Here is a 22,054-nt window from a genome sequence, read left to right as displayed (position 1 = left end):
GGAAACGGCGTACGGAGACAGCGAAAGAGAACGAGTGTAACGCGCCGCCGTATGCATTGCAGACCCCGCCCGCCCCGGGCCTGCGCAACATCAAACGCAGTGCGCGTTGGCCTGGTCGCGCTTTACCAAAACGCCTGTTGGCCCGACAAGCGGAAATACTTTGCGATCACCATCAAACCGAGCAGGCGTTCCTGATCGCGGTTCATGAATTGCGCCACCCATTGATTGGCATTGCGGATGATCGCCAGCGCATCTCCCGGGTGTTTTCGGTAGTGCTCCATTTTTTCCTGGAGATCCGAATAATCATCCTTCAGCAAAACATAATGAATGCCCGGAATCAGGCGCCCCTCCATGAACCACGTCTCATACCGGGGCCGCCTCATAAAACAAAGCGAACTGGAGGACATGATCCATTTCAGGTTGGTTGCAACGTCATTTCCTTCAACGCTTACAATGAACTTGTATTGCAGTTGCTCTGCAATCGTCATCGGGGATTTGTAGGTCGCTTTCCCCTGCTCGGATTTCCGGGTATCGCCAATATTAACGTTTGCCAGATCATGACACCGCTCAACAAAGGCTTTGCGGTGTTCCTGATGGCAAGGGCCACGAAACACCGCCATTGGTTTCTTGTCGCGGAAATCAATCGTGTCGCGCGTCAATGAAAAATGCCGAATGGCGTCCAGCTTCAAGAGAATCCCATTGTGGGTTGCGCTCTTGATCGGGCGGCTCTTCACGAACGCCGGGAAGTGCGGCTCGGCAGTGACATCTCCGCAGTCGTAATCGAAACTGTAGCCGGGGCCAAAATAGTCCATCAGATCAACAAGATCGTAGAAATAGGTGCTGCCTATTTCACACCCCTTGCTCACGATGGTGCTCGTTGAGGATTTCAACAAGAATTTTGAATACTCGACGGCATTGCCGCTGGGGTCAAATGTTTCTGAGATGGAGTTGTAATAACTCAATCGATCAAATACATTCTGCATGCCGCCACGGCCGCCTTTATTCTTCAGAAGTGTCTCGGCTCTTCCGTTTTTGGTAGCGCGAGCCAGAAAATGGCTCGAGGCATTCGAAAAGTAATACCAGAATTTTTTTGCAGAAACCCTACTCAAGCGGTATTTGAGATGACGCATGAACCAAAAGAAGCCGCGGAAATTGAACCTAGGGCGTCGCATTTCGAACGAAAAGTACCCGCCCCCAATAAGCAGGAAAAGTGGCGCTAGATCCACTTTCTGCACGCCACTGACGCACGGTACTGCCGATCGCGCCTCTCCCTTCAGGCAGTGCTTCGACCCCGGTTGCCACTCGCATCTGCGGCGGGCCTCACTTTACCGTAAGTCTCTGGCGGCCCATTCCGTTTCTTGGGATCAAGCTGCACGCTGGTGCACACCAGTCCATCCTCAGCCTATTGGCCGTTGTCATGGCGTCACACTTTTCTGCCATCCGCGCCAACGGCATTGAAACCATGAGCGGGCCTCAGCCCGCCCTGCCTTCTTATTGCTTACTGCACTTGCAGCGCGATCACCGTTAGCGCGCCATTCACCTTCTCGGCAATAAAACGCACCTTGCTGCCGACCTGCACCTTGGTGAGCACCGCCGGATCCTGGACGCGGAAGACCATGGTCATGGGCCCCATGCCGAGGTTGTCGAGCGGGCCGTGCTTGATGGTCAGCTTGGCGGCGGCGGTGTCGATCTTCTTGATCTCGCCTTCAGACATGGGAGTCGCAGCGTGGGTGGCGGCAGGTGCAGAAGCAGCACCTTCAGCAGCGTGAACAAAGGGGGCGCCGGTCAGCAGCGCGGTCAGCATCAGGGCGTGGCGAAAGGACATGTGGGGCGCCTTATCGAAAGAGAGGGTTGGGGAAAGCTCAGGACTTGCCGCCGCGCACCTGCACGGCGCCGCGCATGCCGGCCTCGAAATGGCCCGGTTGCAGGCAAGCAAATTCGACCGTGCCGGCGCGCGTGAAGCGCCAGACGATCTCGCCGCGCTGGCCAGGGTCGACGGTGACGGCGTTACTGTCGGCGTGCTCCATCTCGGGGTGCTTGCGCATCTGCTCGGCGTGGGCGACGAGGTCGGCCGGCGCACCAAGCGTCATCTCGTGCCGCACCTGGCCGCTGTTGATGACCTCAAAGCGGATCGTCTCACCGCGTTCCACCGTGATCTGCGCAGGAGTGAAACGCATGGTGTCGACCATGTCTACGCGCACGGTGCGCATGATCTGTGCGGCGTCGCCGGGTTCTCCGATGGCGTTGTCTGCGTGGTCATGGCCGCCCGCGTGGTTGCCCGATGCGTGGGCGATGGCGGCCATTGACATCAGCGCGGCCAGGAAGGTGGAATGGATCAGGTTGCGTTGCATATATCTATGTCGTCTCGTATTCGATGCAGGTTCAGTCGTCGATGCTGCTGCCGGTGTATTCGTAGGCGACCGTGCCTTTGGGGTGCCTGTACCAACCGGGGTCGGCGTAGCTGTTGCGCGGCAGATCGCGGCGCACCTTCATGACGGTGAACATGCCGCCCATTTCGATGGCGCCGAACGGGCCCTGGCCCGTCATCATCGGCAGCGTGTTGTCGGGCAACGGCATTTCCATCTCGCCCATGTCGGCCATGCCGGCCTCGCCCATGCCCATGTAGTCAGGCACCAGCGCGTTCATCTTCTTGGCAAGGTCTTTCTGCTGCACGCCGATCATGGTCGGCACGTTGTGCCCCATGGCGTTCATCGTGTGGTGCGACTTGTGGCAGTGGAAAGCCCAGTCGCCGGGGTTGTCGGCAATAAACTCGATGGCACGCATCTGGCCAACGGCAACGTCCACCGTCACCTCCGGCCAGCGCGCGCCGGGTTGAACCCAGCCGCCGTCGGTGCCTGCCACCTCGAAGGTGTGGCCGTGGATGTGCATCGGGTGGTTGGTCATCGTGAGATTGCCCATGCGGATGCGCACGCGGTCCCCCAAGCGCACGGGCAGCGGGTCGATGCCGGGGAAGACGCGGCTGTTCCACGTCCACATGTTGAAGTTGGTCATCTCGGCCACGCGCGGCGTGTAGGAGCCGGGGTCAATGTCATAGGCCGCGAGCAGGAACACGAAATCGCGGTCAACACGATGCTGTGCAGTGTCTTTCGGGTGCACGACGATAAAGCCCATCATGCCCATCGCCATCTGCACCATCTCGTCAGAATGCGGGTGGTACATGAAGGTGCCGGACTTCTTCATCTCGAACTCGTAGACGAAGGTCTTGCCAGGCGGAATGTGCGGCTGCGAGAGACCGCCCACACCGTCCATGCCGGCGGGCAGGATCATGCCGTGCCAATGCACGGTGGTGTGCTCGGGCAGCTTGTTGGTCACGAAGATCCGCACGCGGTCGCCTTCCACGCATTCGATCGTCGGGCCGGGGCTCTGCCCGTTGTAGCCCCACAGGTGGCCTGTCATGCCGGGCGCGAACTCACGCTCGACCGGCTCTGCTACGAGGTGGAACTCCTTCCACCCACCGCGCATGCGCCACGGCAGCGTCCAGCCGTTGAGCGTGACGACGGGGTTGTAGGGTCGGCCATTGGGTGGCGCGAGCGGCGGCTGCGTGGCGGGCTTCGATTGCAGCGGCGCTTCGGGCAGCGAGGCGGCGCCAGCGCGCGAGACCATCGCTGCGCCCAGCATGGCCGCGCCCGTGCCGCCGAGAAATTGACGTCGGGAAACCATGTTCAGTGTCCTTGGGGATGAGTAGGTGCGGCTGCCGGTGCTTCGGCCTCGACTGGCGGCAGCTTGCCGCCCAGCGCCATCTGCAGATCAGTCTGCGCAATCCAGTAGCCGCGCAGCGCGTCGATGTAGCCATTGACGGCATTCACCTGTTCGCGCGCATCGGCCAGTAGCTCGAACACGCTCACGAGCATGCCGTTGTAGCGCAGCAGCATCTCGTCGGAGATGGTCTTGCGCACTGGCACCACCTCGTCGCGGTAGTGGCGTGTGAGGTCGTATGCCGTCTGGTAACGCACGTACGATTCGCGCACCTCGGAGCGCGCACGCACGGCCGTATCGGCAAGCTGATCGGCGGCCTGCATGTAGATCGCCTGGGCACGTGCGACACGTGCACCACCCCAGTCGAACAGCGGGATTTCGATGCTGATCTCGTAGCCCGTTTCGCGCGGCGCGCTGGATTTGCTGTTGCGCACGTAGCCGAGGTCCAGCACGTTGATGAAGCGCGTGGCCTGCGTAAGCCCTAGCGACGATGCCAGCCCATCGACCTGCAACTTGCCCGCCTGAATGTCCAGCCGGTTGCGCAGTGCGTAGGCTTCGATCTGCTGCAGATCAGGGCGATTCTTCGGCAGGTCGGGCAAGCGTTCGGGCAGCTTGAAGCCGATGTCTGAGCCCCAGACGCCAAGCAGGCGGATCAACGCCTCGCGCTCGGCCTGCGCCTGCTGGCGCGTGCGCGCGAGGGTGGCGGTGGCTTCTGCATAGAAGGCGTGTTCACGTGCGCGATCAAGCTTGCTGAAGTTGCCGGCGGCGGCCAGGCGCTTGGCAAACTCGGCGCCAGCTTCGGCGGCTTGCTGGACTTGCTCCGCATAACGTGCGGACTGCTCCGCCGCCACGGCATTGACGTATGCACGACGCGTATCGGCCGCCACCTGCAGCATCTGGTTGGCGACCAACAGCTTCGTCTGCTCGAAGTAGCGGCCTTCGATGCGCGTTGCCATTGGCAGCGTCAGCAGGTTCAGGAACGACAACGAGAACGTGCGCTCGATCGATAGATCATCGCCGCTGCGCGTGCGTTTGAAACTGAAGCCCGGATTTGGAAGGCGACTGGCCTGTACGAGTGCCGCTTCGGATAAACCCAGTTCCGCATACGACGCCTGCAAGCCACGGTTGTTCAGCAGCGCGATCTGCACGGCGTTGTCCATCGTCAGCGGTTGGGCGAGCAGTTCCCGCGTGCGCTGGGCGGCGCTGTCGCGCGCCTCCGGAGAGCGCTGCCAAGTGGCGTCTTTGCCAAGCCGGTCGCGCGCCACATCGGCGACGGTCTTGAAGCCACTGTCTTGCGTGATGGTGGCGCAGCCGCCCAGCAGCAGCGTAGTAGCCAGGGCGCACAGGGCGAGGCGGCGTGTGGATGTATTGAGCATGGCGCCTCCTCAGTGGTGGTGCATGCCGGGCATGGCATTGCCGGCAGGCTCGTGAGGGGGTTTGAGGGGGGCAACGGCAGGGGCGCTTGCTGGCATGGTGTGCTCCGCATGGCCGCTGTGCGCGGGGCCGCCGGGCTTTGGGCTCACAGCCGCGTTGGTCTCGCGCCAGGGTGCGGGCCCTGTATCGCGATACGCGTCGTAGCTGTCGAATGTGCGCGGGGCAGACACCACGGGCGCCGCTGCGTCCGCATTCAGTGGGTCAGGTGGCGTTGCCGGTGGCGCAGACGCCGCGCCCTGCGCCAATGCCCATGGCGGTGCCAGCGCCAACAGCGCTGCGGCCACGAACCATCGTATGAAAAGCATGAGAAACCTCGATCAAGCGTGATGACGTACGGCTGCACGTCGGACATGGAGCCGTAAAACCAGAGGCCAGACCCGTTCTATGGACGGACTGGTGGCGTCAAACGCGAATCGAGGGTGGGCGTTGCAGCGCTTCAGGGATGAAGCTGCGGAAGGACACAGCGAGGCCACGCGGCGCAACGGCCGCCAGCTTGATCAGTGGCACACCAAGGCTGGCGGCCAAGGGGGCGACCGAACCGAGCGAACAGGCCGCGCAGATCGGGCAGGTCTTGCAGTGTGACTGTGCCGGCGCCTTCGTATCAGCGCCAGCGGCCATGGCCTCTTCGTGCTCATGGCAGGCATCGGACATGACAGCGCCATCATCCGCAGGCATTGTCATAGCAACCACCGCATCATCCGTTGCACCGGCGCGCGCCATCATCGCCGTCGCGGCAAACCCTTGCAGGGGCAGTGCCAGGACAACCAGCCAGAGCAGGAGGCGGGTCAGCAAGCGGTGCATTGAACGAGAAACGTCGGACGAAAGCGTGGTCACGAAAGCGGGCATTGTAGCGCGATGCCATCAAATTTCGCGCAGTACTGCACAAGGTGAGTCGAGCACGGCACAATGGCCGCCTGCTGCGTACCCATTTCTGCGCCCCGCTTTTTCCCTCATCCCTCCAGCTTCAACGCCCCCATGAATACGCAATCCCACCAGCTCAGCATGACCGTGCTGATGACGCCCGACATGGCCAATTTTTCCGGCAATGTGCACGGCGGCCATATTCTCAAGCTGCTCGATCAGGTCGCATACGCATGCGCGAGCCGCTATGCCGGCCGCTATGTCGTAACGCTGTCGGTAGACCAGGTGGTGTTCCGCCAGCCGATCCACGTAGGCGAGCTGGTGACGTTTCTCGCGTCGGTCAATTACACCGGTCGCACGTCGATGGAAATCGGTATCAAAGTGGTGACCGAAAACATCCGCAACCAGATCGTGCGCCATACCAACAGTTGCTACTTCACGATGGTGGCCGTGGATGACGACGGCAAACCGGCCGACGTGCCGCCGCTGGCGCCCGCCAACACTGAAGAAAAAGAGCGCTTCGAGGCGGCTCAGCAGCGCCGCGCACTGCGTCAGGAAATGGAGGCCCGGCACAAGGCGATCAAGGCGACGTACAGCCCGCCGGATACGGGCAACTGAGCTGTCTGCCTACGCAGTCAGCAATCGGCTGCGAACCGCGTCGCATCGCGGTCGCGCGTCGTTATCCACAGGCTTACCCACTGTTTCTGTGGATAACGCGCAGTGTCTGTGTTGCGCAAATGCGCTCGGCCGCGGCCTACCGCTGTGCAAGTCCGCGCAAGAACGTAAGCACGGCATCGTTGAACAACGCCGGCCGCTGCAACGGCGCGAAATGGCTCACGCCCGGCAACAATACAAGCCGCGCGTCAGGAATGGTCCGCGCCAGATAGTGCGCGTGCTCGGGCCGGATGAACTCGTCGTGCTCGCTCTGCGCGATGGTCACCGGCACGCAAATCGCCGCCAGTTCCGCGACCGTGGCATTCGGCTGCGTCTGCATCATTTCCGTGACGGCTCCAACAAACGCATCAAAATCGCCCGGTGTGGATGACAGCGCGGTGTAATCCTTTTGGTGGCGACTGAAGCAACGGTCGATAACCGGCGCGGGCTGAAAAGGCCTGGTGCCGCTCGGGTCCATGTTGCAGGCAAAGAAGAACACGCCAGTGGCACGCTCCGGTGACTGCATGGCCAGGGTGAGCGCAACGCAAGCGCCGTCGCTCCAGCCGATGAGGGCTGCGCGGCCGATGCCGAGCGCGTCCATGACCGCCCGCACATCGGAAGCCATGCGCGTGTAAGCGTAAGGCTGTGAGTCGCGCGTGCTGCGGCCGTGCCCGCGGCTGTCGACGACGATCGGGCGGTAGCCGGCGGCCATGAGCGCCGGAACCTGATACCCCCAGTTGCCGCCGTGACCGAGCCCGCCATGCAGCAGGATCACGGGCGTTCCGCTGCCGAAAGCGGCATACCAGATGCGGGCGCCGTCGTGCTCGACATGGCCTTGCTTGGCGGCGGCCGGCAGCGGTTCAGCACCGTGGGCGGCAAATTGCGTCAGATCGTCGTCAAAGGTGTCCATGTCAAAAATCAGGTCGATATCAGGCCGGCTTGACCAGCAACATCATCAGCGCCGTACCCAGCAGCACCGCGCAAAACGCCAGCCGCAGCCGCCGTGCTGAAAACCGATACGCCAGCGTCACGCCCCACGACACGCTGACAATGCCGCCCACCGCCAGCGGAATGCCCGTGCACCAATCCACGTGGCCCGCATGTGCATACGTGGCCAGCGCGATGAACGTGCCCGGCACGACCAGCGCAAGCGCCATGCCTTGCGCGCGCGTTTGCGGCATGCCGAAAAACGTCACCAGCGCGGGCACGACCACCAACCCGCCGCCCACGGTGAAGATGCCCGACATCGCCCCGCTGGCAATACCCATCAATGGCAGCGCGGCCACGGGCATGGCGTGCGGGGCAGCGTGTGAAGCGTCGGAAGCAGCATTGCGCTTCTCTTTGAGCTGCGAAGCAAAGTAGGCCGCCAGCACGATGAGGAACACGGCAAACGCCGTATGCAAGAGGTGAGCATCCAGCCCCGCTGCAAAACGCGCAGCAACGTAGGTCGCCGCCATCGAGAACACGCAGATCAGCGCGACCGAACGCAGATGCACCGGATGCCGCTGGTGATATCGCCAAAAGCCGATCAGCACATTGGGCGCGATCATCACCAGCGCGGTGCCTTGCGCCAGATGCTGATCCATACCGTACAGGTAGCCGAGCACAGGAATGGCGATCAGGCCGCCGCCAATGCCGAGCAAACCGCCCGCCACACCAAGGCCCATGCCGAGCAGCAAATTGATCAGGCCCGTGAGAGCCGCGTGAGACGTCATGCCAGCGAGAGAGAGAAAGCCATAGGCTGCGATTCTCCCACGCCGTGCGGGAGGCCAGCGCCTACTTGCACTGCGGCTTGTTGATCGACACGCTGTTCAAGTCGGTGGACGTGTAAGCCGCCGGCACGTTCGCGTCGCCAGCAGTCGTCATGGCCGCGTTCAGGTTCGCCAATGCCTGGAGGTGGCCGGCCTCGCCGCTTGAGAAGCTCTGCTGTGTCGGCTTCGATGCGCCATACATGCCATTGCACAGCAGCGCCTTGCGGAAGATCTGCAACACGGCAAGTCGTGCGGAATATGTCTCGCGCCGCTCCGCTGCATTGGCGGGCGCGTGGTTGATCTTGGCGTAGCTGTTGGCGCATTGCGTGCCGAGAATCGGGTACGCGTCCTGGATACCCTCGCACGACGCGACGGTCGCGGGCGGCACAGCCAACGCCGCCGTGGCCGCCAGCGATGCGATCACGGACATCACCGCCAACTGCACGAGACGGATGACGGGCACATTCGAGCGGATGTTCATTGCTGGTTCTCCTCAGTCAGATATGGAAACGAAAACGCAGCGGCAACCGGTTGCACTGCGTGGCCTGAAGATACGGGCGAGGTGCTTGTCGGCGGAATGCGCCAGAGGTTCTGGTGCAGGCCAGGGGAAACGCGGCATGGGAGACATGGCACCGTGGGATCCGGACAACGCTTCACACGGCGGCCAGCCGGTTTGCGCAATCTCCGTTTGCCGGGTTCGCGTGGCCCCGGTAGAGTCTTTGCCCAATGGGTTCACACTCAGAGGTCTGGGCAAAACCGGAGTGATCCGGCGACGCAAAGCTATAGGGACTTCTCGTATCAGGAAGTCAGCCAGTTGCCTGCCAACCCGCAGCGGGGGCGGGCCTGATGATACACGCAATACATTGCGCGGTCGGGGGCACAAAATGAAAACAATACAAGCAGGGGGGCGTTCGCCCACATCCGCCACGCTGGCCGTGGCATCGCAAGCCGGTAACGCAAAGCGCAGGTTTGCACGCGCCGCATGCACAGCGCTCGCGCTGGTGACCGGTGCGCTGATGGGTGCACCACATGCCAACGCTGAAGGGCTGCTGGTGCCGTCCTATATCTATCCGTCGGGCACTGGCGCAACACAGTGGAACGCGCTGGCCACGGCAGCAAAATCGGTACCGACCACAGTCATTCTCAACCCGAACAGCGGGCCGGGTACCACGCAAGACGCCAACTACGTTGCCGCCGTTGCCAACGTGCATGCCGCAGGCGGCAAAGTAATCGGGTATGTGTCCAGCTCGTACACAAACCGGCCGTTGTCTGCGGTGGTGCAGGACATCAACACCTATCTGACGCTGTATCAGGTGGACGGCTTCTTCATCGATGAGATGACAGCCGACAGCACGACCGCGCACATCCAGTTCTACCAATCGGTCTACAACTACATCAAGGGCCTGTCGACCAACTACACGATCACGGGCAACCCGGGTACCAACGTGCCGGAAATCTACGCCAGCCTGCCGGTGGCGGATCAGCTCGTCGTGTTTGAAGACAGCGCCAAGCATTACGCCAGCTACGCACCGCTGGCGTGGCAGGCCAGCTATCCGACGAGCCGCTTTGCGCACATCGTGTACGCCGCATCGGCCACGCAGATGCAAACTTTCGTCCAGAACGCATCAAATAAGGGCGCGGCCGCCGTGTTCATTACAAACAAGACACTACCGAATCCATACGGCGCGCTGCCTACTTACTGGAGCCAGGAGGTATCGAACGTGGCAGCGGCCAAGTAACGCCGTCACAGGACGCATCGCGCAGGTGCGGGCTGATGCTCCGCACATGCTTTATATTCGGGCCACACCGCATCCAACCCTTCGCTGCCCGTCAGCGTTGAGGCAACAACAAGGAAAAATCCGTGGCCCTATCTTCCAACAAGCTGCCCGTCTGGACGATCGCCGCCCCGCTGCTCGGGTGGGTGGTGCTGGTCGGCGGCACGCTCATGACACCCGGCGGCTGGCTGATCACGCTGATGGCGCTTGCGCTTGCAGGCGCTGTCTTTGCAGCTGTGCACCATGCAGAGGTTGTCGCCCACAAGGTGGGCGAGCCTTTCGGCACGCTGGTCCTGGCGATTGCCGTGACCGTCATCGAGGTCGCGCTCATCGTGTCGGTCATGCTCTCTTCCGGCCCTGAGAAGGCTGGCCTGGCGCGCGATACCGTGTTTGCGGCGGTCATGCTCATCTGCAACGGTATCGTGGGTATGTGCCTGTTCGTGGGCGGCCTGCGCCACCGCGAGCAGGCCTTCCAGGCACCGGGCGCCACCGCTGCACTGGCCGTATTGGCTGCGCTGGTCACGCTGACCATGGTGCTGCCCAACTACACAAGCTCCACGCCGGGGCCCGTCCTGACCCCGGCGCAACTCGGCTTTGCGGGGGTGACGTCGCTGGTGCTCTATGGTTGCTTCGTCATCGTGCAGACCATCCGCCACCGTGACTACTTCCTCGTCGACAGCGCCAACGAAGACGTGCATGCACCGCCGCCGCCAGGACGCGTGGCCGCCTTCAGCGCGGTGCTGCTGATGGTGTCGCTGGTGGCAGTGGTGGGGCTGGCCAAGGTGCTGTCGCCTTCGGTGGAAGCTGCCATCCTGAACGCGGGCGCACCGCCCGCCACCGTGGGCATCGTCATCGCCGCGCTGGTGTTGCTGCCCGAATGCCTGGCAGCGCTGCGCGCCGCCAATGCCGACCGCATCCAGACGAGCCTGAACCTCGCACTGGGTTCGGCGCTGGCCAGCATCGGGCTGACCATCCCGACGGTGGCCGCCGTGTTCATCTGGATCGGCCGCCCGCTGGAGCTGGGCCTGGGCCCGAAGGAAATGGTGCTCCTGTTTCTGACGCTGATCGTGTCGTCGCTCACGCTCGGCAAGGGCCGCACGACCATCCTGCAAGGCGTCGTGCATCTGGCGATCTTTGCGGCGTACCTGTTTCTCTCGATCGTGCCCTGAGCGGCGCGCACGGTAGCCAACGGATGTTTGGGGCGCCTGGCAGGCGCCCTTGTTTTTGGGCGGCGCGCCCTGCGCTACGACACCGGCTCCAAGCTCTGCAGCAACGTGGGAATCAGCTCCGACACTGTCGGGTGAATATGCATGGCGCGGCTGATGGTCGTGTAAGGCGCCTTCGCGTACATCACGTCGAGGATCGAATGCACCGCCTCGTCGCCGCCCACGCCCAGGATCGACGCGCCAAGAATCTCATGCGTCTGCGCATCGACCACCACGCGCATGAAACCCTGGCTCTCGCCCTTTTCCACAGCGCGGCCGACGCGCGTCATCGGGCGGTTGCCGACCAGCAGCTTGCGCCCCGATTGCCTGGCCTCCGTGAGCGACATGCCGATACGCGCGAGCGGCGGGTCGATGTACATGGCGTATGCCGGGACGCGGTCCGACACCTTGCGCGGGTCGTCGTCGAGCAGGTTGGCGGCCACGATCTCGAAATCGTTGTAGGCCGTGTGCGTAAACGCGCCGCGCCCGTTGCAGTCGCCCATGGCCCAGATGCCGGTCACGTTGGTGCGCAGTTGCTCGTCGACGCGGATATTGCCGCGCTTGTCGATTTCCACACCGGCCTTGTCGAGGCCAAGATCATCGGTGTTGGGCACGCGCCCCACCGCCACGAGCAAATGTGAGCCCCGCACCTCGCGCGCGCCACCGGTGCAATCCAGACCGACCACCACATTGGCGCCATCCCGCTGCACGCTCAGGCAATTGGCGTTGACCTGCACGTCGATGCCCTCGGCCTCCAGGATCTCGCGCACGGCCTGCGATACATCTTCGTCTTCACGCGCGATCAGGCGCGGGCCCTTTTCAACAATCGTCACGCGCGCGCCAAAGCGGCGGAACATCTGGCCGAACTCCAGCCCGACGTAACTTCCGCCGATCACGACGAGGTGCTCGGGCAGAAAATCCACGTCCATCATGGTGGAGTTGGTGAGAAAGGGCACCTGATCGAGCCCCGGCATCGGCGGCACCAACGCGCGGCCACCGACGTTGATGAAAATGTGCTCGGCTTCGAGCAATTCGTTGCCGACACGTACGGTCCGCGCGCTTTCAAAGCGGGCATGGCCCTGGAAGACGGTAGCGTGCTCCTGGCCGCGCACCCATTGCTCAACGCCATGGCTGGAGCGCCCGGAAATCTCATCCTTGCGGGCTTTCACGCGCTGCATGTCTACGGTGACACCACCGTTGATCACCACGCCATATTCGGCCGCACGCTGTGCCATGCGCGCCGCATAGGCGCTGGCCACCATCGCTTTCGTGGGAATGCAGCCGGTGTTGACGCACGTGCCGCCAAAGCGGCCGCGCTCGACGATGGCGACCTTCATGCCCGCGCCAGACAACCGCGCGGCCAGCGGCGGGCCAGCCTGTCCGGTGCCGATGATGATGGCGTCGAAACGTTGCGTCATGGCGCTCTCCTTCGTGGTCTTCGTGGTAATGGCCCACCGAGACTGTCTCGATATGATAGGCAGCACACGTGACGGCGACGAACCGTTTTGGCGACTGCCTGCCAAGCCCTGGCGCCCGAAGGAAAGCAAGAAAGCGGCCGAGGCGCTCAGCGGCGAGCACCCCGGCGCATCACATTAGTGATGGTGATGATGGTGTTTGCCGTGGCGACGATAGCCGCGGTCGTCGCGGTCGGAATACGAATTGCGCTGCACGTTACCGCCCAGCGCTGCACCGGCGCCGCCACCCAAGCCGGCGCCGACGATGCCGCCCGTGCGGCCGCCCATGGCATTACCCGCAGCCGCGCCCACACCACCGCCCACTGCACCGCCCACGATGGCGCCCTTGCGCTCGCGGCCGTTGGCCGTCAATGCACCGCCAGCACCGCCGCCAATCGCCCCGCCGATGACCGAACCGGTCTGGCCGCCAAGCGCGCCGCCCACGGCCGCCCCGCCCGCGCCACCCAGCGCGCCGCCCAGGGCGTTGGACAAGTCATCCGCGGCTGCGGGCAAAGCCGTCAGACCGGCAAGCGCTGCCGCAAACAGGGCAGGTGCAATCTTCTTCAACATGGTGTTCTCCTTATGCGCAAATGCAGGATGCCGCACTCGACAGCGCGGGCCGATCCGCAGATCGATACGTTCGGGGCGCAGAATACAAGTCGCGCAACAGGACGGGTTAAACACATTCGTCAATCCCGTAACAAAATGTTGCTGATTAGAGCACACCTGCAAGCCATCCATAAGACAAATAGAACAGGAGAACCTCATGCCCAGCTACATCGCCTTTCTGCGCGCCGTCAACGTGGGCGGCACCGGCAAACTGCCCATGGCTGAGTTGCGCGCGATGTGCGAATCGATTGGCCTGACCGGCGTGCGCACCTACATTGCGAGCGGCAACGTGGTTTTTCAAAGCCGGCTTTCGGAAGCGTCAATCAAGGCGAAGCTGGAACGCTGCCTGGAGGACTACGCGGGCAAGCCCGTTGGGGTGGCGGTGCGCACGGGGCCGGAATTGGCTGCCGTGCTGGAGGGCAATCCATTCAAGACGGCGGCGCCCAACCGGACGGTCGCCATCTTTCTCGATGCGCCACCGCCTGCTGATGCACTGGCCGCCGCCACCGGCCGCAAGGCGGAAGAGATGGCGCTCGGCACCCGCGAAATCTACGTGCTCTACGGCGATGGCATGGCCGATTCCAAACTGAAAATCCCCGCCGCCAAGACGGGGACGGCGCGCAACATGAACACCATCGCCACGCTGGTCGGCTGGGCAGCCGAATAGCGCAGATCAAACAGCGCAGATCAATGTGTCGACTTGCGCTTGGTCATGTGCCGGAAGTACGCCAACAGATCGTTGAGCTGGGCATCGGACAGCGTTTTCTCATCGATGGCCGACATGCGCGCATTGGGCCACCAGCGCAGCGATTGCGGATCGCGAATCAGGTGGCGCAATTTCTCGTCGCCCAGGTATTCCACGGGGCTGTATGGCACGTTCAGATCGGGGCCGAGGTTGGCATCGCCAGCGCGGTTGAGCGTGTGGCACGAGAAGCAGACGCGCTCAAACGTGGCGAAGCCGCGCATGACAGGGCCGTCTGCGGGCAGCCCGGCGGCGGGCCGGATGGCCGCGAAGCGCTCGCCGGGTAGCGCGGCAATGTCGATGCGCACGATGCTGTACGTCCACAGGCTTTCGTTCACGACCGGCGCCTTGGCCGGCGGCGCTGTCCAGATCAGGCGAAACGGGCCGATGTCCTGGCCCTTGAGCGTGGGCCACGGTGCGGCCGGGTCTTCGACGGCCAGCCAGGCGCGCGGGCCATCGGCGCGGTCGGCCAGCAGCAGCCGCATCGGCAGGTGCGAGACGTAGCCATCGCTGGCGGCGGTGGTGGCGCTGGCATCGGGCCCGATGGTCTGCCCACGGAACAGCTCCGTCATGGGGATCGCCTTGAAAGTCAGGCGGCGCTTCAGGTTCTGGTCTTCCACGGTCACGTTGGTCAGGTGTGGATCATGCAGCAGCGCATCGCGCGACAGCGTGCGGTGCTGCGTGCCGATGTTGACGGTCAAGGTCGAGCCGTCGGGGGCATCGGCTGCATGGGCAGTTCCGCCAAGCGCCACGCACGCGCAAAGCATCCATCCCGCCATCGTCGCGAGCCACGTATTCATGGGGTCTCCTGAGTGGGCCATTTCGGTCATCCCGTTGCGACGAGAGTGTAGGCAAGCCGACGCCGTTTGGCACGCTTCCCGTCATGGACGGACGCACGCCTGCACCTGCTGCCGGTCAAGCGCAACGGAGCCAAGCGCCAGCGGCAATGCGTGCGGCACCGGCTTCGACATCGCAAATGGCCACGCGGTCGGCCCGCACCTCAGGCGGCAGCACAAGCCAGACGAAATGCGGCGCCGGATGCGCAACCTGCGGCCTCACCTGCCTGGCTGATCGCGGGCGCGCGGGCCAGCCGATAGACTGGGCGGCCCATATCAAGCATCCCCGACATCGCAGACACGCGATCAGGAGTGGCCTCTTGAACACGCTGACGACACTGAAGACACTGAAGACGCTCACCCTGCCCGTTGCACTTGCGCTGCTGGCGCACAGCGCTGGTGCCTCTGCGGCGCAGACCCTGGCCAACGGCATCAAGCGCCGCGCACCGCAGGGCATCAGCACCAAGCTCTATGCATGCGTTGACAAGGCAGGCGACAGCCCGGACGCGATCGGCACTTGTCTGTCTGCCGAGAAAGCCGCGCAGGATGAGCGCCTGAACGCCACATACAAAACGCTGCTCGGCAAATTGAGTGGCCAGGCAAAAGATGCGCTGGTGGACTCGCAGCAGGCGTGGCAGGACTTTCACGCCAAGACAGCGGCCCTTGAATCCGGCCTCTACGGCAAGGGCACGCTAAACGATCTGCAACGCCTTGAGAATGAAATCTTCCGCCTGAGTGAACGCGCCAACGCGCTCGACAAATATCTGGCCGTGCAAGGTCAGTAGACCGTTCAGGCCACGCACGTCGTCGACAGCCATTGGCGCAGGATGGCCACGCTGTAGCGTGAATCCACCTGCGCGATGAACTGGGCAAAATCCACGCTGGCCGCGTCGTCCGCCCGGTCTGAAATCGTGCGGATGGCGGCAAACGGCACGCCCCACTCGTGGCAGACCTGCGCCACGGCGGCACCTTCCATCTCGACCGCCAGAGCATCGGGCAATGCGGTACGCAGCACGGCGCTCTCGGCCGAGGTGCAGACAAAGCGGTCGCCGCTGACGATCAACCCCCGATGCACCTGCGGCGCGGTAATCCCGAAGGCGCGCATGACATCCGGGCCCAGCAGCGCGTGCGGGTCCGCCAGCACGGCGCCCGCGCTTTCCAGCAAGCCGCCAGCCAGCACCGCATCGGCAGGAAAGCGCGCCATGCCCGTCAGCGGAATTTCCCAGCGCGGGAACAGCGGCGAAGCATCAACATCGTGCTGCAGCAGTTCTTCCGACACCACCACATCGCCCACGGCCACACCCGGCGCCACCGCGCCCGCCACACCGGCAAACACCATCGCGCGTACGTTGAACTGCGTGATGAGCACCGCCGTGGTAGACGCCGCCGCCACCTTGCCAACGCGTGACAGCACCACAACCACCGCGTGGCCATCAAGCTGGCCGGTCCAGAAATCGCGGCTGCCGATAGGCACGCACTGCGCGTCAGACAGCAGCGTCAGCAGCTCGTTGATCTCTTCATGCAACGCAGCAACGATGCCGATCGGGCCACGGGTGTTGGGCGAGGAAGACAGTGTGTTCATGCAGGGCGCAGCGCCGGAGGGGGGGCGGCAAAAGTTTCGAAAGACGCCATTGTCTCCGCAATCCCTTTCCATCAACCAACTGGCTGCCGCACCTGGGCTCAGAGGCGCTGTGCGGCCCTTTGTACTGCGTCATGGCGATCTGCGCGCAGCCGATCCAGGCGCGATGTCACCGCCTCAAGAATCTGTGGTGCCGCGCGCTCTGGCCGGCCGCAGTCGAACGGCGGCGCCGGGGCATATTCGATGCCAAGCTGCACGGCCTGCGCGTGTTCCTCGCCCGCAATGTCTGCCATGACCGTGAGCGCCATATCGATACCGGCCGTCACGCCGCCGCCGGTGATGAGGTTGCCGTCGCGCACCACGCGGGATTCATCCACCGTGGCGCCAAACGCCGGCAGCAGATTGCGCCATGCCCAGTGGCAGGCCGCGCGCTTGCCGCTCAACAACCCTGCCGCACCCAGCACCAGCGAGCCGCTGCAGACCGAGGTGACATAGCGCGCGCCCTCGGCCAGGCGACGGACTTCTCGCACGAACGCGGCATCCTCCATGGCTTCGATCACGCCAAAACCGCCCGGCACGCAGATCAGATCCGCATGCGCAATATCCGCCAGCCGCTGCACGTTGGCGATGGTGAGGCCGCCATCGGCGTGGATTTCTCCGCCCGCCGCCGAGGCGACCACGCATTGCGCGCCAGGCAGCCGCCAGAACACCTCGTGCGGCCCGGTGAAATCCAGTTGGGTGACGCGGTTGTACAGCGCAAAAACAACGATGAACGGGGAAGTCGTCATGGTGCGGATCTCCTGAGCGTGATGCAGTGGTGAGTTGACGGTTCACAGCATCGCGCCCTATCGTGTTGGCAGCAATGACCAGTCCCCCACTTTTTCTGCCATGCCCCACCGCATTGCCGTACTGATCTTTCCGGACTTCCAGGTGCTCGATGCTGCCGGGCCCGTGGCGGCGTTTGAAGTGGCCAGCCGGTATCGGGATGACCACTACACACTGCGCACCGTGGCCGCACAGCCCGGCCTCGTACGCAGTTCGTCGGGCGCGCGGTGGGATGCCGAGGCGCTGCCACCGGCAAGCCAGATCAACACGCTGCTGATTGCCGGCGGTGACGGCGTGGATGCCGCCATGGCCGATGCACGCACGCGCCGCTTTGTGCAGCGCTGCGCAGCCGGCGGCGCACGCGTGACCAGCGTATGTTCAGGCAGCCTGCTGCTGGCCGCCACGGGCCTGTTGAATGGCCGGCGCGCCACCACACACTGGAGCCGCGGCGAGCAGTTCGCGCGCGTCTTTCCGCAAGTGCGGCTTGAGCCCGACCACATCTATGTGAACGACGGCGGCATCTGGACCAGCGCCGGTATCAGCGCCGGCATCGACCTTGCACTGGCCCTCATCGCCGAAGACTTGGGCGAGCGCGTAGCGCGTGCGGTGGCGCGACAGCTTGTCGTGTACTACCGGCGGCCCGGCGGCCAATCGCAGTTTTCTGCGCTCAATGAGATGGACTCGGCACGCGGCCGCTTCAAGCCGCTGCTCGATCATGTGCGCCGCCATCTGGATGCACCGCACCGCGTGGGCGATCTGGCCGAACACGCCTGCATGAGCCCGCGCCACTTCGCGCGCGCCTTCCAGGCCGAAACAGGCCTGACGCCAGCCAAGGCCGTGGAAAAACTGCGTGTGGAGGCAGCACGTTCTGCACTGGAGAGCGGTGCCGTGTCCATGCAGCGCGTCGCCACCGAGTGCGGTTTTGGCGATACCGAGCGCATGCGCCGCAGTTTTCAGCGCCTGCTGGGCGTGTCACCGTCTACGTTGCGCGCCCGGTAACGCCGCCCAAACCCGCGCCACTGCGCCATTCCTCTCTCTCGGGCCCGAAGTTTGCGCCTGCGCAACGTCGCTGCCCGGCGCCCACAGGCCGGGGCCGACAAACGGAGGAGACGCGTATGAAAACCCGGGAAATGCTGGCCATCGTGGGGGTCACACTGGCCGTGATCACGGCCTATTCGCTTGCCCGCGATCTGACGGATGAGCCGCGGGGCTTGCAAGCGCCCCAAATCAGCATGGGGCAGATGCAAGCGCAGGTGAGCGCGCCGCACCAATAATGCGGATGCCGGGTTGGGCTGATCAAGGCAATCCGGGCACCGGGTCGGCGTCGAGCTAGACCGCCTTCCTCGTGGCTGGATCGAGCGACGCCTACAATCCCTATCCGCCGTCGCTTCGCCATCCGGACACCCCATGAAACGCACCCGCATCCTGCTGGCCGCCAGCGCCATCACCCTGATCGCGCTGCCTGCGGCCGCACTGGCCTTCGTGAAGCCACTGCGGGTGGCAGTGCCCTCGCTCATGCCGGGCATCATCTGCACGCAGCCGAACCTTTGCATCGACGATGTGGCCGCCCTGAACGAAGCAGAGCAGCTCTATCAAGCGGGCTATGCCAAGGCCGCCAGCGCCGTGGGCCCGTTCCAGCATGCGCCGCGCATGGTCTTCTGCACGACAACGCGCTGCGCAGACACCTTCGGCATCGGCCGGCGCGCGGCAGAAGCCGTGGGCAACTTCGGCACGGTGATCGCACCGCGCGGTTGGGCCACGTACTACATAGCGCATGAACTCATCCACCACCGGCAGGCCGAAGAGCTTGGCAACCTGGCCGTGGCGACCAAGCCCCGCTGGCTGATCGAAGGCATGGCGTATGCGCTGAGCGGCGACCCCAGGCCCCTGAGCGAGCCCTTCGCGCAATGGCGCAGCCGTTTCAACGCGTGGCAGGCCGGGCAGGGCCCCCACAACCTGTGGACAGCCGCCAAAACCGCAGATTGAGCCTCAAACACACGTTTTAGCGCTGCCAACCCCGCGCCCCTCAAAAAACCGCGTAAACGTTTGCGCCTGTGCGTCGGCGCAACACCTGCCCCATCCAAGCCGCCGAGGATCACGCAAGCGGCGAAATCGGCACCTAAAGTGCGGATCATTTGAGACGATTAAGCCTGGATGCAGGTACGGGTGATCAATGCAGGAAACAACAGAACTGGGGGCAAGCCGACCCTCCGCGCGTGAACGATGGGGCGCAACGCTGGTGGTAATCGCCATTGCCGCCATTGCAGGCTGGGCTTTCGTCAATGCAAACGTCGCTCTGCCGGAGGTCAAACCCTTCCTGCCGATGTTCCTCACCATGGTTGTGCTGTCGGACAGCCTGACTGCGTACCTGCTCCTGCAGCGTGCGCGCATTGGCGGCGAAGCGTTCTCGGGCATGCTGGCCAGCGCGTACGCGTTTCCGGCCATCATCGCGGCGGTGCAGTTGCCGACGTTTCCGGGGGTGTTCTCAGCCACCGGCCTGCTGGGCGCGAGCTCGCAGACGGCGGTGTGGCTGTGGACGTTCTGGCACGCGGGCTATCCGCTGCTCATTCTTTTTGCGCTGCTGGTGACGCGTTTGCCGACCCAGCACCCCGCGCACCGGCGTGCGCAACGGGCCGGGCGCGTGAGCGCGCTGCGCTGGATCGGGCCCGTGCTGGCCGCCGGCGTGGCGCTGGTCTGCGTGCGCCAGAGCGATCTCCTGCCGCCGCTCATTCGTGAAGGCCAGTATGGCAACCTGGTGCACGCGCTCGGCGTGCCCGCCATCGGCGCGAATCTCATTGGTTTGATCGCCTACGTGAGCGTTACACGCGTGCGCCGCTCCATCGACTTATGGGTGGCCGTTGCGCTGGTTGCTGCGCTGGCAGATGCCATCCTGACGCTGCACGGCGGCGCACGCTACTCGCTCGGGTGGTATGTGGCCCGACTGCTGAGCATGGTGTCGTCAGCAGTCGTGCTGTGCATGCTGGTGGCCGACATCACGCGGCTGTATGAAGCCCTGATACATGCCAATCAAGCACTGGAAAAACAGGCCCAGGTCGACGGGCTCACCAAGCTCGGCAATCGCCAGGCGTTTGAAGAACGCTGGGACGTCGAGTGCCGCCGCGCCACGCGCGAGGGCATTCCGCTTTCGGTGCTCATGATCGATATCGACCACTTCAAGCAGATCAACGACAGCTACGGCCACGCCCGCGGCGATGCCTGCCTGGTGGAGATTGCCCGCGTGCTTGCCGAATGCGTGCGCCGCCGCGCGGGCGCTTTCGTTGCACGCTATGGCGGTGAAGAGTTCATCGTGATCCTGCCCAACACTGCGGCAACGGGCGCGCAGCATGTGGCCGAGTTCGTGCGCACTACGATCGAGCGTGCGGGCATTCCGGCCGCGCCTGCCGTGGGCGGTGTGGTCACAGCCAGCATCGGCCATGCGACCTACCAGCAAGATGCCGCGCCCGCACAGTCCAAACGCCAGCCCGTGCGAGAAGACGCGGCTATCGTCCTGAACCTGGCCGACCAGGCACTCTACGCGGCCAAGCGCGGCGGACGCAACCGCGTGGCCGGCGCCTGAATTCGCCCGACTTGGCCTGCGCCGTATTGGATCGACGCTGGCGCCCGCAAACCTACGCGATGGCCCGCCCCTACGATTGCCAACGGGCGGGCCGCTTCTGCAGAAAGGCGTCGATGCCCTCGCCCGCGTCTTCTTCCATCATGTTGCGGGCCATGACGTCGCCTGCATAGGCATAGGCATCGGCCAGCGGCATCTGCCGCTGCCGATAGAACATCGCCTTGCCGTAGCGGATGGCTGCGGGGCTCTTGGAGATGATGTCCGCCACCTTGCGGGCCACGGCGTTATCCAGCTCGGCATCGGGCACGGCTTCGTTGATAAGGCCCCAGTCGGCCGCCGTAGCCGCATCGATAAAGCGGCCCGTGACCAGCATGTCGAACGCGCGTTTGGGGCTCACATTGCGCGACAGCGCCACCGCCGGCGTCGAGCAGAACAGGCCAACGTTGATGCCCGAGACTGCAAACCGCGCCGCATCCGAAGCGATGGCCAGATCGCAGCTTCCAACCAACTGGCAGCCTGCCGCAGTCGCCACGCCATGCACCCGCGCAATGACCGGCACGGGCAGCGCCTGTATCGCCTGCATTACCACACTGCACCGCGCGAACAGCGCCTGGTAATACGCTAGCTCCGGCGTGCCGCGCATTTCACGCAAGTCATGCCCCGCGCAGAAGGCCTTGCCCTCGCCGCCGAGCACTACGCAGCGCACGCTGGCATCGCGGGCAATGTCGCCCAGCGCGCCCTGTAGCGCATCGAGCATCGCTTCCGACAAGGCGTTGAATTGCAGGGGCCGGTTCAGCCGCAGGGTGGCGGCGCCGTCGCGGTCATCACGCAGGACGAGGGCGTCAGAGGTGGTGTGAACGGGATCCATGGGTGCGCTCCTTGGGTCAGCCCCCGACAGGGCAAAGGCCAGTCTATCGAATCCCACCCGCAATAACATTGCGCGCCGCGCCGCTGACAAACGTACTACCCCCTCGCCGCTTTGACATCGGGCGGGCGGCTGACTATCAAGCGTGTATCAGACGTCGGGCGCCGGCAACA

25 protein-coding genes and 1 riboswitch are annotated in these 22,054 nt (G+C 64.1%); of the genes, 9 read left to right on the top strand and 16 right to left on the bottom strand.

Going from position 1 to position 22,054, the window contains the following annotated elements; genetic code table 11:
* Window positions 1-122: 122 nt before the first annotated feature.
* The 7 genes from PSUB009319_RS01555 to PSUB009319_RS01525 all read right to left on the bottom strand — a co-directional run bounded on the left by PSUB009319_RS01555 (window position 123) and on the right by PSUB009319_RS01525 (window position 5,952).
* Complete coding sequence (locus PSUB009319_RS01555) at window positions 123-1,130, bottom strand: glycosyl transferase family 90 (protein ID WP_124380492.1); 1,008 nt, start codon at window positions 1,128-1,130, stop codon at window positions 123-125.
* A gap of 368 nt (window positions 1,131-1,498) precedes the next feature.
* Window positions 1,499-1,804, bottom strand: coding sequence for a copper-binding protein (locus PSUB009319_RS01550; protein ID WP_374704177.1), 306 nt, complete (start codon window positions 1,802-1,804; stop codon window positions 1,499-1,501).
* A gap of 58 nt (window positions 1,805-1,862) precedes the next feature.
* Window positions 1,863-2,351: a plastocyanin/azurin family copper-binding protein gene (locus PSUB009319_RS01545; protein ID WP_124380490.1), complete on the bottom strand. Its 489-nt coding sequence runs from the start codon at window positions 2,349-2,351 to the stop codon at window positions 1,863-1,865.
* A 31-nt stretch (window positions 2,352-2,382) separates the two neighbouring features.
* Entirely contained in the window at window positions 2,383-3,681 is a 1,299-nt protein-coding gene (locus tag PSUB009319_RS01540; protein ID WP_124380489.1) for a copper oxidase, read from the bottom strand.
* Between the two features lie 2 nt (window positions 3,682-3,683).
* Window positions 3,684-5,093: a TolC family protein gene (locus tag PSUB009319_RS01535; RefSeq protein WP_124380488.1), complete on the bottom strand. Its 1,410-nt coding sequence runs from the start codon at window positions 5,091-5,093 to the stop codon at window positions 3,684-3,686.
* A 9-nt stretch (window positions 5,094-5,102) separates the two neighbouring features.
* Complete coding sequence (locus PSUB009319_RS01530) at window positions 5,103-5,456, bottom strand: hypothetical protein (protein ID WP_124380487.1); 354 nt, start codon at window positions 5,454-5,456, stop codon at window positions 5,103-5,105.
* Window positions 5,457-5,553: 97 nt separating this feature from the next.
* Window positions 5,554-5,952 carry a DUF2946 family protein gene (locus PSUB009319_RS01525; protein ID WP_124380486.1) on the bottom strand — a complete coding sequence of 133 codons (399 nt, stop codon included), beginning with the start codon at window positions 5,950-5,952 and terminating at the stop codon, window positions 5,554-5,556.
* A gap of 174 nt (window positions 5,953-6,126) precedes the next feature.
* On the opposite strand from PSUB009319_RS01525, the gene PSUB009319_RS01520 reads away from it, so the two are divergent.
* Window positions 6,127-6,630 carry an acyl-CoA thioesterase gene (locus PSUB009319_RS01520; protein WP_124380485.1) on the top strand — a complete coding sequence of 168 codons (504 nt, stop codon included), beginning with the start codon at window positions 6,127-6,129 and terminating at the stop codon, window positions 6,628-6,630.
* 136 nt (window positions 6,631-6,766) lie between these two features.
* Here PSUB009319_RS01520 and PSUB009319_RS01515 read toward each other — a convergent pair whose 3' ends face one another.
* The 3 genes from PSUB009319_RS01515 to PSUB009319_RS01505 all read right to left on the bottom strand — a co-directional run bounded on the left by PSUB009319_RS01515 (window position 6,767) and on the right by PSUB009319_RS01505 (window position 8,898).
* A complete protein-coding gene (locus PSUB009319_RS01515) occupies window positions 6,767-7,576 on the bottom strand; it encodes an alpha/beta fold hydrolase (protein ID WP_124380484.1) in 810 nt (269 codons plus the stop codon).
* A gap of 19 nt (window positions 7,577-7,595) precedes the next feature.
* Window positions 7,596-8,381, bottom strand: coding sequence for a sulfite exporter TauE/SafE family protein (locus PSUB009319_RS01510; protein ID WP_124380483.1), 786 nt, complete (start codon window positions 8,379-8,381; stop codon window positions 7,596-7,598).
* A 61-nt stretch (window positions 8,382-8,442) separates the two neighbouring features.
* On the bottom strand, window positions 8,443-8,898 hold the full coding sequence (locus PSUB009319_RS01505) for a hypothetical protein (RefSeq protein ID WP_124380482.1): 456 nt from the start codon (window positions 8,896-8,898) through the stop codon (window positions 8,443-8,445).
* Between the two features lie 258 nt (window positions 8,899-9,156).
* A riboswitch (cyclic di-GMP riboswitch) is annotated at window positions 9,157-9,239 on the top strand.
* Window positions 9,240-9,301: 62 nt separating this feature from the next.
* On the opposite strand from PSUB009319_RS01505, the gene PSUB009319_RS01500 reads away from it, so the two are divergent.
* Both PSUB009319_RS01500 and PSUB009319_RS01495 read left to right on the top strand, forming a co-directional pair.
* A complete protein-coding gene (locus tag PSUB009319_RS01500) occupies window positions 9,302-10,156 on the top strand; it encodes a spherulation-specific family 4 protein (protein ID WP_124380481.1) in 855 nt (284 codons plus the stop codon).
* A gap of 122 nt (window positions 10,157-10,278) precedes the next feature.
* Window positions 10,279-11,361 (top strand): calcium:proton antiporter, encoded by a 1,083-nt coding sequence (locus PSUB009319_RS01495; RefSeq protein ID WP_124380480.1) that lies wholly within the window; start codon window positions 10,279-10,281, stop codon window positions 11,359-11,361.
* Window positions 11,362-11,435: 74 nt separating this feature from the next.
* On the opposite strand, the gene PSUB009319_RS01490 is transcribed toward PSUB009319_RS01495, so the two are convergent.
* Both PSUB009319_RS01490 and PSUB009319_RS01485 read right to left on the bottom strand, forming a co-directional pair.
* Window positions 11,436-12,815 carry an FAD-containing oxidoreductase gene (locus PSUB009319_RS01490; RefSeq protein WP_124380479.1) on the bottom strand — a complete coding sequence of 460 codons (1,380 nt, stop codon included), beginning with the start codon at window positions 12,813-12,815 and terminating at the stop codon, window positions 11,436-11,438.
* A gap of 174 nt (window positions 12,816-12,989) precedes the next feature.
* On the bottom strand, window positions 12,990-13,421 hold the full coding sequence (locus PSUB009319_RS01485; RefSeq protein WP_124380478.1) for a hypothetical protein: 432 nt from the start codon (window positions 13,419-13,421) through the stop codon (window positions 12,990-12,992).
* A 196-nt stretch (window positions 13,422-13,617) separates the two neighbouring features.
* Between PSUB009319_RS01485 and PSUB009319_RS01480 the strand changes: the two genes are divergently transcribed.
* Window positions 13,618-14,127 (top strand): DUF1697 domain-containing protein, encoded by a 510-nt coding sequence (locus PSUB009319_RS01480; protein ID WP_124380477.1) that lies wholly within the window; start codon window positions 13,618-13,620, stop codon window positions 14,125-14,127.
* A gap of 20 nt (window positions 14,128-14,147) precedes the next feature.
* Here the strand turns inward: PSUB009319_RS01480 and PSUB009319_RS01475 are convergent, their stop codons facing one another.
* Entirely contained in the window at window positions 14,148-15,002 is an 855-nt protein-coding gene (locus tag PSUB009319_RS01475; RefSeq protein ID WP_124380476.1) for a cytochrome c, read from the bottom strand.
* Window positions 15,003-15,358: 356 nt separating this feature from the next.
* Here PSUB009319_RS01475 and PSUB009319_RS01470 point away from each other — a divergent pair, with 356 nt between their 5' ends.
* A complete protein-coding gene (locus PSUB009319_RS01470; protein WP_260392786.1) occupies window positions 15,359-15,823 on the top strand; it encodes a lysozyme inhibitor LprI family protein in 465 nt (154 codons plus the stop codon).
* 5 nt (window positions 15,824-15,828) lie between these two features.
* Here the strand turns inward: PSUB009319_RS01470 and PSUB009319_RS01465 are convergent, their stop codons facing one another.
* Window positions 15,829-16,620, bottom strand: a complete 792-nt coding sequence (locus PSUB009319_RS01465) for a 5'-methylthioadenosine/adenosylhomocysteine nucleosidase (RefSeq protein ID WP_124380475.1) — start codon at window positions 16,618-16,620, stop codon at window positions 15,829-15,831.
* A 98-nt stretch (window positions 16,621-16,718) separates the two neighbouring features.
* Complete coding sequence (locus PSUB009319_RS01460; protein WP_124380474.1) at window positions 16,719-17,405, bottom strand: DJ-1/PfpI family protein; 687 nt, start codon at window positions 17,403-17,405, stop codon at window positions 16,719-16,721.
* A 100-nt stretch (window positions 17,406-17,505) separates the two neighbouring features.
* On the opposite strand from PSUB009319_RS01460, the gene PSUB009319_RS01455 reads away from it, so the two are divergent.
* From PSUB009319_RS01455 to PSUB009319_RS01445, 4 genes are all read left to right on the top strand, one after another.
* The gene (locus tag PSUB009319_RS01455; RefSeq protein ID WP_124380473.1) at window positions 17,506-18,441 is read left to right on the top strand and encodes a GlxA family transcriptional regulator; all 936 of its coding nucleotides are present in this window, start codon (window positions 17,506-17,508) and stop codon (window positions 18,439-18,441) included.
* Window positions 18,442-18,557: 116 nt separating this feature from the next.
* Window positions 18,558-18,716 (top strand): hypothetical protein, encoded by a 159-nt coding sequence (locus PSUB009319_RS22830; protein WP_185453390.1) that lies wholly within the window; start codon window positions 18,558-18,560, stop codon window positions 18,714-18,716.
* 133 nt (window positions 18,717-18,849) lie between these two features.
* Window positions 18,850-19,428, top strand: coding sequence for a hypothetical protein (locus PSUB009319_RS01450; RefSeq protein WP_124380472.1), 579 nt, complete (start codon window positions 18,850-18,852; stop codon window positions 19,426-19,428).
* A gap of 187 nt (window positions 19,429-19,615) precedes the next feature.
* Window positions 19,616-21,019 carry a sensor domain-containing diguanylate cyclase gene (locus tag PSUB009319_RS01445; protein ID WP_124380471.1) on the top strand — a complete coding sequence of 468 codons (1,404 nt, stop codon included), beginning with the start codon at window positions 19,616-19,618 and terminating at the stop codon, window positions 21,017-21,019.
* Between the two features lie 70 nt (window positions 21,020-21,089).
* Here the strand turns inward: PSUB009319_RS01445 and PSUB009319_RS01440 are convergent, their stop codons facing one another.
* Window positions 21,090-21,884 (bottom strand): enoyl-CoA hydratase, encoded by a 795-nt coding sequence (locus tag PSUB009319_RS01440; RefSeq protein ID WP_124380470.1) that lies wholly within the window; start codon window positions 21,882-21,884, stop codon window positions 21,090-21,092.
* Window positions 21,885-22,054 lie beyond the last annotated feature (170 nt).

Origin of the sequence: Ralstonia sp. SET104, from assembly GCF_003851545.1 — a bacterium.
Classification (GTDB): Bacteria; Pseudomonadota; Gammaproteobacteria; order Burkholderiales; family Burkholderiaceae; genus Ralstonia.
This window is presented reverse-complemented; position numbering and strand designations above follow the sequence as displayed.